Here is a 12,909-nt window from a genome sequence, read left to right as displayed (position 1 = left end):
GGGAAACACCCGGTCCCATTCCGAACCCGGTAGTTAAGCCCTTCTGCGCCGATGGTACTGCACTGGTTACGGTGTGGGAGAGTAGGTCGCCGCCGAACTTAATTTAGCCCTGCGGGTTGAGCGCCAAAAGCGCTCCCCGCAGGGCTTTTTCATGCTTGAGCCGCCGACCGGGTGATGAGGCCCGGCGAGCGGGTGACGTGGGCCAAGTGCAGGTCGTTCCTCCCTACCGTGATCGTCATGAACGATCAGTGGGCAGGGGAGGCACCATTGCGGTGGCGAGCGCGCAGGAGGCGGGGCAGGCACGCCCGCGAGCCCGCGTCGTCCTCGCAGTCGCTCCTGCCCGCAGTGCTCGGCGTCGTGCTGCTGGTGTGCCTGATTCTCCTCCTGCTGACGTATCTCTAGCGGGACTGCAGCGCGTCGAGCGCGACGGCTTGAGCGATGACGAGCCGTCGGTCGACGCCGGGATCCTGGATCGGCACCACGTAGTGGTCGCGGACCCAGGTCTTCTTGTCGACGCTGAACACGGGAGCGCCGTTCTCCGTGGTGAAGTCGAAGTGATACCGCATGGGGAACGGCGCTTCACCGATGTAGGGAATCCACCCCCACAGCCGGCGGATCACCGCGAACACCTTGTTCCGCTCCGCACCCGTCGTCGTGCCCCAGCCCGGCTGCTCCAGGTGCCAGGTCGACCGCAGCAGCGACCTCGCGAAGTCCTTGCGGAACAACCCGATCGGCTGCCCGTGCTCGTCGGTCACGTCGTACGCACTGGCCAGATCGAGTGCCTTGCGGGCGTTGAACTCGAACAGCACCTGGCTCTTCGACGAGTCGGTGTAGATCGTGATCCGTTCCTTGATCTTGAACTTCTTCTGCTCCGCGTACCCGACGAGCTCGCCCGGTTCGCCGCCGTTGTCGGCGAAGACCTCGTAGCGGTTGGAGATGAACGTGACCTTCTGGTGCACGTGCAGTGCCTGCACGCTCTGGAGATTCACAACTCACCCTTCTCGACGGGGACAGGACGCAGGCTGCCACTGGGGAACCGCCGCTCATTGCGTTCGATCTTGGCGAACGCGGCCTCGACGAGGTCGACCCCGAGCTTGTCGGCCAGCCTGGTCAGGTAGTGCATCACGTCCGCGAGCTCGTCCCGCACGTTCCAAGCGAGTTCTGGGTCTTTCATTGCATTTTGTGCCTCTTCGGGCGTCAGCCACTGGAAGAGGTCGGTGAGCTCGCCGACCTCCGCGGACAACGCCATCACCAGGTTCTTGGGCGTGTGGTAGCTGTCCCAGTCGCGGGCAGCCGCGAACGCCCGCAACGCATCCCTCAGGTCCACGAGATCACGCTCACTCATGCCCCACTAACTACCACGTTGCCAAAAGACATGGGGTGGACGAACGAGCAAGGATGCCGGTTGATCAATCATGGATCGTCCGAGTCAATGTTGATTGGCTCCAGTCATGTCAACATTGAGCGCAATCAACCTGTCAACCGTCCTCGTGCTCGGCGCGACCGGCAAGACCGGCCGCCGCGTCACCGCACTCCTCGGTTCCGCGGCACGTCCGGCGTCGAGGTCGTCGGCCACGAGGTTCGACTGGACCGAGCCGGAAACCTGGGGACCCGCCCTCGCCGGCATCGCCGCCGTCTACGTCGTTCCGCCGGACAACCCGGCGCAGCTCGCCGAGTTCGTTCCTCTGGCCGTGAAGTCCGGCGTCACCCGTCTCGTGCTGCTGTCCATGCGCGGCGCTCCCGACGACGACCCGTTCGAGGCCTCGATCAAGGAGTCCGGCGTCGAGTGGACGATCCTGCGGCCGACGTGGTTCATGCAGAACTTCGACGAGGACCTCTTCGCCGCGCCCGTCCGGCACGGCGAGCTCGCGGTGCCCGCGGGCCAGGGCATCCACCCGTTCATTGATGTGTTGGATATCGCCGAGGTGGCCGTCGCGGCGCTGACGCGTCCGGGCCACGCCGGTCAGACCTACGACCTGAGCGGCCCGGAGGCGTTGTCGTTCGCCGAGATGCTGGCGCGGATCGTCGAGGTCACGGGCAACCCGGTCCTGTACACGGATGTCGCACCGGAGGACTTCGCGGCGTCCCTGCGCGGGCTCGGTTACCCGGACGAGATCGCCGACCTCGTCACGATGCTGCTCGTGCGCATCCGCACGGGAGCCGAAGCACACCTGTCCGACGGCGTGCAGCGCGTTCTCGGCCGCGAGCCGCGAACGTTCGCCGACTACTTGGGCAGCAGCAGCTTCGCCTGAAGGCCGCGCGTGCCTTCGTTGGTGATGACGGCTTCGCAGAGCGCCCGCCCCGTGCGGGCGCGCCACTCCTGCGCCAGGTCGCAGTAGCGCAGCCCCATCGCGTAGCTGAGCTGGCCGATGCGTTCGCCTTCGAGGAGCACTTCGAGAGTGTGCTCGCCGATGTGCGTGCCTCTGGCGATGCGGCAGTCGCGGAGTTCCGCGATGACGTGGACAGGTGTCCGGCCGTTGACCACGCGGTGCAGCACGTGCTGATGCGCTTCCACGCCCGTGACGGTGACCTGCTGCTCGGCTGGCATCGTCGGTGTCGTGCCGAGGGCCTCGTGGTCGAGCAGCAGCAGTCGTGGATCACCGAGGTGCAGGTGCACGCCGTAGTAGCGCTCGCCGCCGCCCACGATCCGGGCCGGGCACGACCCGACCTCGCCGCGCTCCGCGAGTTCGAGCAGCAGTGGCTGGTAGTCGGCGGCCTGGTCGCCGCGCAGGTAGCCGGCGGTGATCGCGGAGCCGTCTCCGCGCAGCAGGTCGACGCGGACGGTCTGCTGGTCGTGCCGGCTGACGGGGTCGGGCACGAGGACCGCGGTCGCCGGTATGGCGTCTTCGAAGGTCTGCGCCGTCGCGTGCCGCGCGACCTCCGCGATGGCGTCCTGGTAGTGCGTCTCGCCGACGATGGCGACCCGTCCTGCGGTCGACAGGCGGCGGATGCGGGAGCGGGTGCGCATGGGGACGAGCTGCTCGGGTGTCGTTCTCTTCGTGCCGATGAACATCAACGCGAACAACGCGAGTCCGATGACGAACCCGAGCGGGCCGAAGGCAACGGTCAGAACCAACGCGAGCACGGCAACGGCGATCAGGACTGCTGCGGGCGAGGGTTCTGTGCGCTGCATCGTCATGGAGCGTCCTCACGACTCGGCTACCCGTCACTCTCAGTGTCGGGCATGCCGGGCGATGCGTTTCACAAATCGCTCGTTTGGTCTAGTACAAGTGACTGAGAACTTCAGTCCGTGACTGAATGGGCGCGTCAGTGCACCAGGGTCAGGCGGGCACGTCCCCTGGGGCCGGACTCGCCGCCACCCGGCAGTGCCATGAGCACCAGCCCGAACACCAGGCCGTTCAGCTCCTCGAGGCCGATCTTCAGCTCTTTCGCGACGTGCAGGGGTGTCGTGCCGTTCTCGCGCAGCACCCTGAAGGCCTTGGTCAAGAGCTTCGAGGTCTCCCGGCGGGTCATCATCACGTACCGGGGAAGATCCTCCATGTTCTGCTGCGGAGGCATGAGGAAGTCCCCGGCGAACTCGCCAGGGTCGTCGTGGTCGAGCAGCTCGCCGAGCAGCCGCGCCGCGTCGAACCTCGCCTGCTCCGGCGAAGCCGTCGGGTTGAGGAGCACGAATGGCGTGCCGTTGTGCCAGCAGGAGAACGAGGGCGTACGGACGCAGTCGACGGGTAGCGAGAACACGCGCACGCCACGTGACTCCAGCAACTGCACCATGTTCGGCGCGGGCCCGCTGTCGAGCCGCCACGCGGTCCGCACGGCCTCCGGTGACGTTCCAGGCGACGGCAGGTCCGGCTGCGGCAGCACGAACAACCGCTCCAGCCAGGCGTTGAACTCGATCGCCAGCTGCGCTGCGGACATGGACTGCGGCATGAGCACCGCGTTCTGCGGCCGCGGCGGTTCCGGCAAGGCCAGGAAGGCCGCCGGGAACCCGAGCGCCGTCGCCAGCAGCTCCGTCGTGGACGACCGCGGCCTCCGCAGCCCGCGCTCGTACTCGCCGATGGCCCGCGCGGACACCCCGGACTTGCGCGCGAGTTCGTCCGCAGTGAGACCGCGCCGGGTGCGGGCGAGTGTGAGTCGCGACGGGGTGAACATGATCCGCCCATTGTCGCTTCTGCCGCGCCGGGCTGCCACGCGGGCCTCAGCAGGCCGGATCGTGGGACGGCATGAGCCCGTGATCGCCGAGGTCCGGCCGTTTTGGGCCCTTGTCGTGGACCCGGCTTCTCGGATCGAACGGCCGCCCGCGCGATGCCTTCGGCAGGCCTTGCCGGTGTCCGCCGTGGGCGTGGTCGGCACCGACATCCCGCACGAGCCACCGCGATGTGCGGACGGACGCGGCGAGACGTCCTGCTTCCCCTTTGCCCGAGGCCTCGCCCGTCGCGGCTCAGCGGCGCAGCGCGATCGGGAAGTCCACCTCCTCGGGTCCGTCCACATTGGGTGCCTTGAGCCGGCCGAACTCCATCGGCGGCAACGGAATCCGGTGCGCCCACCGCTCGATGACCTGGTTCTGCGGTGTGGGCTCCGGCTGCGACACCTCCCGCAACACCACGAGCCGGTCGTCCAGCTGCAGCGGATACGTCACGAGGAACCACAACTTCAGCCCCTCGCTGCGCATGTTCTCGAACAGCGCGAACTGATCGTGGTCGTTGTCCCTCATCATCGCCGCAATGGCGGGCCCTTTCGCGTAGTCACTGCGCAACGGCGCGTCCGGCGACCCCGTACCGCGATTGCCCTGCAACGTGCCGAGCAGAATCGGCCGCGACGGATGCCGCACCAGACCGGCGTTCCAGTGGTCGAGCCGCTGCCACCCCTCAGCCGCCAGCAACTGCCGCAACGTGCCCACCCGGTGGATCCAGTCGAGCAGCCCCGGCGCGTTGGTGGGCCCGAACGGCGGCGACGCGGCCCGCGCGTCGATGCCGGCGGCGATCGCGCGGTCCAGGACGGCGAGGCTCAGGCCCAGCTCGGCGAGCCTTTCACCGGTGGTCGGGGTCAGCTTGCGGAAGGCGGCGTCGGTCATGGGACGGACGGTAGCGACGGGGTCTGACAATTCCGGGAAACTGCAGGTCGTGTACCGGTACTTCGAGGTAGGGGTCTGCCTCTTCGGAGGACCTTGCGGGTGATGCGCAGGATTCGCGGGATCGGCACCGCACCGGCGGAGGCTGCGCTGTCTCGTGGACGTCGCTGCACCTGGGACTGACACTCGTGCCCGGAGCACGGCCAAGTGCCGAAAGCGAACCGCGAGTGGTGGGAGGTGGCCGACCGGGTCGTCGCGCTCGTCGCCGCTCGGCCGGTCAGGCTGCCACGGGCGTGAGCTGGTGCAGCACGTCCCGCGACCCCAGTCGCTCCCGAGCCCACTCCACCACCGAGCTCTCCTGCGCGAACAGCACGATCTGCCGGTCCTCCGACAACCGCAGCAACAGGTCCAGCACCGCGCGCGTGCGAGCGTCGTCGGCCTGCACGGTCACGTCGTCCAGCAACAGCGGGCAGGTCTCGGTGGCGAGGTGCTGGGCCAGGGCGACGCGCAGCAGCAGGTAGACCTGCTCCGCCGTGCCCAACGACAACCGCGACGCCTGGTGCCAGACCTCGGAAGCCGAACACACCCGCACGGTCAGGGAAACAGGATCCACGGCGGCGTCCACATAGCGCCCACCGGTCACCAACGGCAGCCAGGAGCGGAGCGTTTCCTCCAACGCCGGTGCGATCGTGCTGTGCACCTTCTCCCGGGCCGCGGTCAGGTAGCGCGACGCCAGGGAGATCGCCTCCACCTCGGCCATCAGCTCGGCGACCTCAGCGGCGGCCTCCTGCACGGCTTCCTCGGCGTCCGGCACGCTGGGCAGGACGCGGGCGAGCTCGGCCACGGTGGCTGCCAGCGAGTCGCATGCGGCGGCGAGGGACGGGTCGACGGGGGCGCAGGCGGCGTAGCGGAGGGCGTCCTCCACCAGGGCGGCGTGGTGGGTTTGCGCGGCGGAGAGGGTGGCCTCCAGGTCGTCGAGGGTGCCGTCGGCCAGGAGTGACTGCAGTTCGGCCCACGCGTTGCGTTCCTCTTCGGCCTCGCGCAGCAGGCGGTCCCAGCCGCGTTGCCACTCGGCGATCGCGCGCAGCAGGTCTTCCGGGCGTTCACCGGTGCCGCCGATCGCGGTGACGGCCTCGCGCAGCAGGGTGAGGGCGCGGTTGTGGGCGACGGTGGCCTCGGCGACGGCGGCTTCGGCCTGGCGGCGGTCGGACAGGGCCTGGGCGAGCAGCGGGCGTTGGGCGGCCATCAGCGCCTGGCGGGCGCGGACCTTGCAGTCGGTCTCGTAGTCGATCAGCAGGTCCGGTACGGACATGTTGGGGTCGATCTTGCCGCGGGCGGCCAGTTCCACGCGCACGGCCTTCTCGGTGCGGGCCACCTCGCACAGCAGGTCGCGGTGCTCGGCTTCCCAGGCCGGGCGGTTGGCCAGGCGCCACAACGTTTCTCGGTCCGCGGGCACGCCCAGGGCGGCACAGCCCGACACCGCCTCCTCGTGGACGCGCACGGCTTCGAGTGCCACGGCCCGCTGGCCCTCGGCCTCCGCCAGTTTGCGGTCCGCCACGAACAGCAGGCCTCGTGCCTGGTGTGCGGCGGAGGCGCGTTCGGCGGCGAAGGCGATGGCGGCCTCGCGCTGCGGGGCGTTGCCGCGGGCCAGCGCGCCCCCGAGCCCGGCGATCAGGGCCGCGACGAGGACACCGATCGCGGCCATCTGCTGGTCCACCAGGAAGAGCAGCACGCCGACCACGCCGGTCAGGCCGCTCAGGGCCAGCAGAGCGTTGCGCAGGAACGGGTTCGGCATCGCGATCTCGTGCACCCGCGCGGCGGCCACGTCGGCCTCCACCTGGGCGCGGGCCGCGTTGGTGGCGGCCTCGTCCTGGAACTGGCGGGCGTTGTCCACGTCGATGGACGCGGTCGTCAGCCGGGAGCCGCTGGTCGGGTCCAGCCGTGTGGCCAGGCCGCGCAGCACCGGCGGTTCGGCGGTCGTGGCGGGTGTCGGCCGGCGTTCGTGGTGAGCGGCGGCGACGGCGGCGGCGGTCTCGTAGGCGCCGGCCACGATGCGGAGCTCGTCGTCCAGCGCGGTTTCGCCGACGGGGAACTCCGGGAGCGACTCCAGCTCACCCTCCAGCGTCGCGGCCGTCGGGCCGGTCAGCACGCGTGGCGTGGGGGCGGCGCGCCACGCGGCCAGTGCGCGGTTGACCACGCGGGCCAGCTCCTCCTGCGCTGCCAAACCGGACGGTGGCGCGTCACCGAAGCGTTCCTGCAGTTCGGCCAGGCGGGACGCACGGGCGGTGAGCGCCTCCAAAGAAGCCGCATGCGATTGGACGGCCAAGCGGGCACGGGCAGCGGCGGCGGACCGGGCACGCGCGCTCAGGTCGAGGTAGCGCGCGTGTTCGCGGCGCGCCACGGTGAGGTCCGTTTCGGCTTCCCGCAAGCGGTTCCGGGCGTCGCGCAACGCGTCGACAGGCGCGTGCAGGCGCTCCAGGGCTTGCTCGACGGTGCCGTCCGTGCCCGCGGTGGCGGCAGCACGGCGCAGGTGGTCCTGCAGGCCGTCGGCGGCGTCGAGCACCGACAGCAGCTGCGCCTGGTCGACGCAGGCGGTGGCGGTGAACGACGTGCGGTCCAGGCCGATCCGGCGGGCGACGTCCTGGCACCCGTCGTCGTGGAAATCCCGGTCGAGGTACACGACTTCGCCGGACTCCAGCGACACGGTGGCGGCCACCCGCCACGAGTCCCCGTGCCACGGGCGGTGCCGTGACGACGGTTCACCGCACAGCGCCGCGCGGATGGCGGCGTGCCAGGAGGACTTCGCGGACTCGTTCACGCCCGACACCACGGTCAGGCCCGGCGCCAGCGGAAGGGTCCGGTCGTGCAGGGGCCCGAAGGCGTACGCCGTCACCCATTCGATCTTCATCGTTCCTCCAACGCGCGCAGGCCGGTGGCCAGCACACGACCGCGTAACGCCGTGTCCAGAGACGGATCCGCCAGCACGTCACGCACGAACTGACCGCGCACGGTTCGTTCGGTGGCAACGGAGTCGAAGTCCAGCGAGGGGAAGTCGTCCGCCGACTCGGCCAGCAGGCCGAGTGACCGCGAAGCCGACACGTCGAACACCTCGCGCGTCACCGTCCCGTCGTCGTGCACGGTGCACAGAACGGCCCCGCGCTCGCCGGTTTCGCCCGCGGTCAACGGGTCCGGGTTGCCGGGGAACGTGTAGTGCACGGCGTGCTCAGGGGTGTGCACGTGCCCCAGGAACGCGTGGTCCAGGCCGGTGACCGCGACGTCGTCCGGCGTCGATCCGTGGCACAGAGCCAGGTTCACGCCGGACCGGTTCACCGCGAACCCGTCGAGGAAGTCCCGCGCCGGACCGGGACCGACGTGCGCGGCACCCCACAGCGTGACGCCGTCGGCGAGCTCCACGGGCGTCAGGTTCTCCGACGAGAACACGTGCACGTTCGGCGTCCAGTCCACCTGCTGGTAGACCGACTGCGGCCCGTACCAGTCGTCGTTGCCCGGCGCCAGGAACACCGGAACCGGGCAGTCGAACGACGACCTCAGGAAGGACGCCGTGGACGGGGATCGGCGGTCGTGTTCGTAGAGGTCACCGGCGCAGAGCACCGCGTCGACGTTCGACTCCTGGGCGAGCTCCACGATGCGGCCCAGCGTGTCGCGCAACGCCTGGCGCCGCGCGGGGCCGGCGCTGGGAAAGCGCGTGTCCAGGTGCAGGTCCGCGAACAGCAGCAGTTTCACGGGTGCCTTCAGGTGAGGTCGATGGTGCCGGACAGGGTCAGGGTCGGCTGGAGCGCTGTGACGACGGTCGTGGTGTCGGCGTGCCAGCCGGCCAGCTCCTCGACGGTCGGGGTGAGCTCGTAGCCGTGGTGCCGGATCGCGCGGCTCAGCGCGTGCCACAGCTGGGAGGTGTCGTGCGCCAGATCGGCGTCCACATGGGACGGGAGGTTGATCAGCAGTGCGTGCACGGGCTGGTCGGAGTTCTCGGCACCGCAGGCGCGAGCGACCGAACGCTCCACCGCCGTGCGCAACAGTTCGGCACAGCACCGGATCCGCACGCCGTCGAGCTGCTCCGGGCGCGCCAGCAGGTTCGCGACGCAGGTGAGCCGGTCCTGCACGTCGGAGGGGATGTTCATCGCTGCAGCCACCCCGCCAGCAGCTCCGTGTCGCGGATCAGCACGTCCAGGTCACCGCTGTCACCGCCGACCCGGCACGCCTGCAGCAGGTCCACGGCCCACGATCCGACCACGTCTTCCAGGTGCGGCAACAGCTTCGCCGGTTCCGCGAGGTCGTCGAGCACGGCCAGCGCGATCTTCTGCCTGGTCGTCAGCGCGCACTCCAGCACGCGTTCCACCTCGGCGTGCGGCACCCCGCGGCCCAGCCGTTCGCGCCGGAACCGGGCGTGCGACGCGGCTTCCAGCGCCGCCCGGCAGCACGAGGCCACCAGCTCCGCTCTCAGCGCGTCCGGCAGATCTTCGTCGCCCCGCATCGCGCGGGCGTCGTTCAGGCACCGGCCGACCGGGTCGTCGGACATCCGCACCTGCACGACGGACTCCTCGCCCCGGCAGATCTCCCAGACGGTCGCGCTCAACCGCAACCGCCGCAACGCCTCCACCAGCCGCTCGTCGTGCGTGAAGACGACGACCTGGCGGGTGAGCCCGACGTCGGCCAGCACCTGCGCGAGTCCGTCCACCTTGGACGGATCCATCGCCTGCACCGGGTCGTCGATCACCACGAACCGGAACGGGCTCTCGTCCACCATCGCGCGCGGCAGGAACAACGCGAGTCCCAGCGAGTGCAGCTCGCCCTGGCTCATCACCGCCAGCGCCGAGTTGGAGACGCCGTCGACCGACACGTCCAGCTCGACGTTGCGGGCGCCGCCGAGCCGCACCGCCCCCAGGTCGACGTTGCTCTGCTGACGCAACCGCTGCCAGATCCGCTGCGACTCCTTGGCGAACGGCGCGATGCGTTCCGCCCGCAGCGTGGCCGCGGTCCTGCGGATCCAGTTCTCCGCCTCGGTCACGTCGGCGAGCACCTCGGCGTCCGCAAGCGCTTGCTGCGCCTGGGAGTGCCACTCGAACAACGCGATCGCCATCGGCCGCCAGACCAGGTCACGCCGGTCGATCTGCTCGCGTGCGACGGACTTCAGCTGGTCCACGGCCTGGATGAGCTCCGCGTACCGGTCGAACAACTCATGCCGCAGCCGCACGGGGTCGTCGATCGAGACGCAGGCCTCCCACGCCTGCCAGGCCTGCAGCACGGCGGTCGTGTCGAGCATGTCCTGCGTCTCGTGCAGCACGTCCGGGACGGGCTGGCACAACGCCCGTGCCGCCGCCACCGCCACGTCCAGCCGGTCCGCGGCGTCGTGCAGCTCCGCGGCGGCGTTGGCGAGGTGCTCGGCGCGTTCCTTGGCCTTGGACAGCCACAACCCGTCCAGCCGGCCCAGGTCGCACACCGGGCACGACTGGTTGCCGCCGGACTCCTGCAGCTGGATCGCGAGCCTCAGGATCTCGCTGCACCGCAACGAGTCCTGCGCGTTCTCCGTCGCGACCGCGGTCACCGCGCCGAGCGCCAGGTCGAGGGTCTCGCGGCACCTGTCGATCTCGTCCTCCGGCGGCGGGGCCAGGTCCACGATCTGGTGCAGCAGGCCGGTGGCGCTGCCGACGTCGGCGCCGAGCGCGAGGTCCGCGATCGCGTCGAGGTCGGGGGAGTCGCTGCCGAGCAGCTCGGCGGCGCGGCGGGCGCGTTCGTCCGGGGACGACGCCAGCTCCGCGCGCACGCGTTCGCGCCGGTCGTAGGGACGAGCGACGATCTCCGCGAGGCGTTTGCGGTGCTCGGCGAGGGCCTGTTGCGCCTCGGTGATCGCCTCCAGCCCCAGAAGCCGGTGCAACGCCTCGTAGAGGTCCTCCGGCTGTGCGTCGAGAACAGTCCCCAGTTCGCTGTAGGGCAGAAACGGCCGGTAGGTCTCCAGCGCGTCGTGCCACCTGCGGTCGTCGAACGGTTCGCCGTCCTGCGTCCACTCGCCCTGCGCGAGGTCCTCGTCCGACGCCCAGCGTCTTCGGATCGTCGTCCGGTCCGGCACCGCGGCCTGGACGAGGTCCAGCTCGACGGCGGTGTCGGCCTGGTGCAGGTTGCGCCAGCCCTGCCGCCACACGTCGTGCCGTGCACGGGTCCAGCGGGCGTTGTAGCCGGTCAGCGCCAGTTCCGCGGCCTCGGCGAAGCTCGACTTGCCCGAACCGTTGCGCCCGGTGACGACGGTCAGTCCCGGACCGGGCGGCAGCGGCAGGCGTGCCTGGGGGCCGATGCCCCGGAAGCCGCGCACCCGGATCTCCGACACGAAGATCCCCTGGCCTGGTCCGACTGTCTGCTCCTGCGGGGCCTCCTCCTCGACCGGCACGCCGGCGAGCGCGCGGTCCAGCGCCGCTTCTCCTCGGCACGCGGCCAGCACCAGTTCCGCCGCACGTGGGGTGAGATCGTCCTTGGCCAGTCGCCCGGCCATAAGTTCGAGTAACCCGGCTTCACCCGCCACGGTCACATTTCCTCCAGCTGCCACCACTCGATAGGGCGGCAACCTAAGGACGAAATGAAACCTACTGGTGAGTACTCACACGATCGGGTGGTGTTACATAGGGTGACTAAAGTAGTCCGCGCTCGTTATGGGCCCCACACCTCGACGGCTCTGATCACGAAGTACGCGTCGGGCACGTAGGTGCCGTGCTTCGGATAGGTGGTGAACTCGGCCTCCGTCGAGCAGCTCTCGCGCTGGTAGACACTCGCGTCCCTGCTCAGACGGTTGGTGAACGATCGGCCGACGACGGTCAGCTGGATGCACTCGCCGGGGTTCGCGGACTCCAGGTCGAGCCGCTGCACGGCCCCTGTGTAGTCCGGTCCGGTCCACACGCAGAACTCGCCCTTGTCACAGGTCTTGTCACTCTGTGCAACGGCGATCCCACTGGAGGCAACCGCGCCCGCAGTGATCGCCAAGGCGGCGATGAGGCTCTTCGTCGACATGGGCGCACCTCCGTCCGGAGGAGAGTGTGCGTCCGTTTGGGTCAATCGGCCAGACGATCTTGAACCAGGTCTCGGAGGTTCATCGCGTCGCGCGGGGCGAAGGCCTTCGCGTCGTTGTCGAAGTAGACGAACACGTCGTAGTGCTCCCGCCACTTCCGGACCTTGGCCGCCCACGTGTCGAGGCCCTCGCCGGTGTAGCCGCTGACGTAGAGCTCGTCGTGGCCGTGCAGCCGGACGTAGACGAAGTCGCTGGTGACCTCCTCGATCAGCGGGTACTTGCCGGCGGCGTCCGCGATCACCAGCGCGATGTCGTGACGTTTGAGGAGGTCGAGGAACTCGGGTGTCCTGAAGCTGTCGTGGCGGATTTCCAGCGCGTACCGCATCGGGCGTTCGGCGTCCGTGGTGGTGTGGGCCGGGTCGACGCGGTGGTCGTGGCGCTGGGCCACTTCCGCCGCCTCCGCGGTGGTGCGGGGCAGGCTCTCGAAGAACCTCGTGAGCAGGTCGGCGTCGAACTGCAGCGTCGGCGGGAGCTGCCAGAGGATCGGGCCGAGCTTGGGGCCGAGGGCGAGAACGCCGGACGCGAGGTAGTTCGCGAGCAGCTCGTGGCCGTCCCTGAGGCGCTTCATGTGGGTGATGAAGCGGCTGCCCTTGACCGCGAACTTGAAGTCGTCCGGCGTTTCCGCGGCCCACTTGAGGTAGCTGGACGGGCGTTGCAGCGAGTAGAAGGACCCGTTGATCTCCACCGAGTTGAGCTGCTCGCTGAGGTAGGCCAGCTCGCGTTTCTGCGTGACGCCCTTGGGGTAGAACACGCCGCGCCAGGGCGGGTAGACCCATCCCGAAGTGCCGATCCTGACCTCGCCCACGTG

Annotated in this window: 13 protein-coding genes and 1 rRNA gene; 3 read left to right on the top strand and 11 right to left on the bottom strand. The window is 69.7% G+C overall.

The window, feature by feature from the left end; genetic code table 11:
* Nucleotides 1–98 (top strand): 5S ribosomal RNA (rrf, locus tag ABZV40_RS14315); the annotation flags it as partial.
* Nucleotides 99–237: 139 nt separating this feature from the next.
* The gene (locus ABZV40_RS14310) at nucleotides 238–402 is read left to right on the top strand and encodes a hypothetical protein (protein WP_355440133.1); all 165 of its coding nucleotides are present in this window, start codon (nucleotides 238–240) and stop codon (nucleotides 400–402) included.
* On the opposite strand, the gene ABZV40_RS14305 is transcribed toward ABZV40_RS14310, so the two are convergent.
* Nucleotides 399–989 (bottom strand): hypothetical protein, encoded by a 591-nt coding sequence (locus ABZV40_RS14305; RefSeq protein WP_355440130.1) that lies wholly within the window; start codon nucleotides 987–989, stop codon nucleotides 399–401. The genes ABZV40_RS14310 and ABZV40_RS14305 overlap by 4 nt on opposite strands.
* Nucleotides 986–1,345 (bottom strand): nucleotide pyrophosphohydrolase, encoded by a 360-nt coding sequence (locus ABZV40_RS14300; protein ID WP_355440126.1) that lies wholly within the window; start codon nucleotides 1,343–1,345, stop codon nucleotides 986–988. Before ABZV40_RS14300 ends, ABZV40_RS14305 begins: the two co-directional genes overlap by 4 nt.
* 106 nt (nucleotides 1,346–1,451) lie before the next feature.
* Here ABZV40_RS14300 and ABZV40_RS14295 point away from each other — a divergent pair, with 106 nt between their 5' ends.
* Nucleotides 1,452–2,252, top strand: a complete 801-nt coding sequence (locus ABZV40_RS14295) for an SDR family NAD(P)-dependent oxidoreductase (protein ID WP_355440123.1) — start codon at nucleotides 1,452–1,454, stop codon at nucleotides 2,250–2,252.
* On the opposite strand, the gene ABZV40_RS14290 is transcribed toward ABZV40_RS14295, so the two are convergent.
* From ABZV40_RS14290 to ABZV40_RS14250, 9 genes are all read right to left on the bottom strand, one after another.
* Nucleotides 2,225–3,139 carry a hypothetical protein gene (locus ABZV40_RS14290; protein WP_355440120.1) on the bottom strand — a complete coding sequence of 305 codons (915 nt, stop codon included), beginning with the start codon at nucleotides 3,137–3,139 and terminating at the stop codon, nucleotides 2,225–2,227. The genes ABZV40_RS14295 and ABZV40_RS14290 overlap by 28 nt on opposite strands.
* A gap of 128 nt (nucleotides 3,140–3,267) precedes the next feature.
* Nucleotides 3,268–4,110, bottom strand: a complete 843-nt coding sequence (locus ABZV40_RS14285) for a helix-turn-helix domain-containing protein (protein ID WP_355440117.1) — start codon at nucleotides 4,108–4,110, stop codon at nucleotides 3,268–3,270.
* Between the two features lie 289 nt (nucleotides 4,111–4,399).
* Nucleotides 4,400–5,032, bottom strand: coding sequence for a hypothetical protein (locus ABZV40_RS14280; protein WP_355440115.1), 633 nt, complete (start codon nucleotides 5,030–5,032; stop codon nucleotides 4,400–4,402).
* A gap of 274 nt (nucleotides 5,033–5,306) precedes the next feature.
* Nucleotides 5,307–7,937, bottom strand: coding sequence for an AAA family ATPase (locus ABZV40_RS14275; RefSeq protein WP_355440112.1), 2,631 nt, complete (start codon nucleotides 7,935–7,937; stop codon nucleotides 5,307–5,309).
* Complete coding sequence (locus ABZV40_RS14270; protein WP_355440109.1) at nucleotides 7,934–8,773, bottom strand: metallophosphoesterase; 840 nt, start codon at nucleotides 8,771–8,773, stop codon at nucleotides 7,934–7,936. Before ABZV40_RS14270 ends, ABZV40_RS14275 begins: the two co-directional genes overlap by 4 nt.
* Before the next feature lie 8 nt (nucleotides 8,774–8,781).
* Nucleotides 8,782–9,168: a hypothetical protein gene (locus tag ABZV40_RS14265; RefSeq protein WP_355440106.1), complete on the bottom strand. Its 387-nt coding sequence runs from the start codon at nucleotides 9,166–9,168 to the stop codon at nucleotides 8,782–8,784.
* On the bottom strand, nucleotides 9,165–11,531 hold the full coding sequence (locus ABZV40_RS14260; RefSeq protein ID WP_355440103.1) for an AAA family ATPase: 2,367 nt from the start codon (nucleotides 11,529–11,531) through the stop codon (nucleotides 9,165–9,167). Before ABZV40_RS14260 ends, ABZV40_RS14265 begins: the two co-directional genes overlap by 4 nt.
* A 155-nt stretch (nucleotides 11,532–11,686) precedes the next feature.
* On the bottom strand, nucleotides 11,687–12,043 hold the full coding sequence (locus ABZV40_RS14255; protein ID WP_355440100.1) for a peptidase inhibitor family I36 protein: 357 nt from the start codon (nucleotides 12,041–12,043) through the stop codon (nucleotides 11,687–11,689).
* Between the two features lie 41 nt (nucleotides 12,044–12,084).
* Entirely contained in the window at nucleotides 12,085–12,906 is an 822-nt protein-coding gene (locus tag ABZV40_RS14250) for a DUF72 domain-containing protein (RefSeq protein ID WP_355440097.1), read from the bottom strand.
* Nucleotides 12,907–12,909 lie beyond the last annotated feature (3 nt).

Origin of the sequence: Lentzea sp. NPDC004782, assembly GCF_040609115.1 — a bacterium.
Classification (GTDB): domain Bacteria; phylum Actinomycetota; class Actinomycetes; order Mycobacteriales; family Pseudonocardiaceae; genus Lentzea.
The sequence above is the reverse complement of the archived record's forward strand: the minus strand, read 5'-3'. Positions and strand labels throughout refer to the sequence as shown.

Excerpts from the sequence above, each read along its gene's own strand:
- ABZV40_RS14280 (WP_355440115.1), bottom strand. The coding sequence starts at position 5,032 with ATGACCGACGCCGCCTTCCGCAAGCTGACCCCGACCACCGGTGAAAGG.
- ABZV40_RS14275 (WP_355440112.1), bottom strand. The coding sequence starts at position 7,937 with ATGAAGATCGAATGGGTGACGGCGTACGCCTTCGGGCCCCTGCACGAC.
- ABZV40_RS14295 (WP_355440123.1), top strand. The coding sequence starts at position 1,452 with ATGTCAACATTGAGCGCAATCAACCTGTCAACCGTCCTCGTGCTCGGC.
- ABZV40_RS14255 (WP_355440100.1), bottom strand. The coding sequence starts at position 12,043 with ATGTCGACGAAGAGCCTCATCGCCGCCTTGGCGATCACTGCGGGCGCG.
- ABZV40_RS14285 (WP_355440117.1), bottom strand. The coding sequence starts at position 4,110 with ATGTTCACCCCGTCGCGACTCACACTCGCCCGCACCCGGCGCGGTCTC.
- ABZV40_RS14265 (WP_355440106.1), bottom strand. The coding sequence starts at position 9,168 with ATGAACATCCCCTCCGACGTGCAGGACCGGCTCACCTGCGTCGCGAAC.
- ABZV40_RS14260 (WP_355440103.1), bottom strand. The coding sequence starts at position 11,531 with ATGGCCGGGCGACTGGCCAAGGACGATCTCACCCCACGTGCGGCGGAA.
- ABZV40_RS14290 (WP_355440120.1), bottom strand. The coding sequence starts at position 3,139 with ATGACGATGCAGCGCACAGAACCCTCGCCCGCAGCAGTCCTGATCGCC.
- ABZV40_RS14300 (WP_355440126.1), bottom strand. The coding sequence starts at position 1,345 with ATGAGTGAGCGTGATCTCGTGGACCTGAGGGATGCGTTGCGGGCGTTC.
- ABZV40_RS14310 (WP_355440133.1), top strand. The coding sequence starts at position 238 with ATGAACGATCAGTGGGCAGGGGAGGCACCATTGCGGTGGCGAGCGCGC.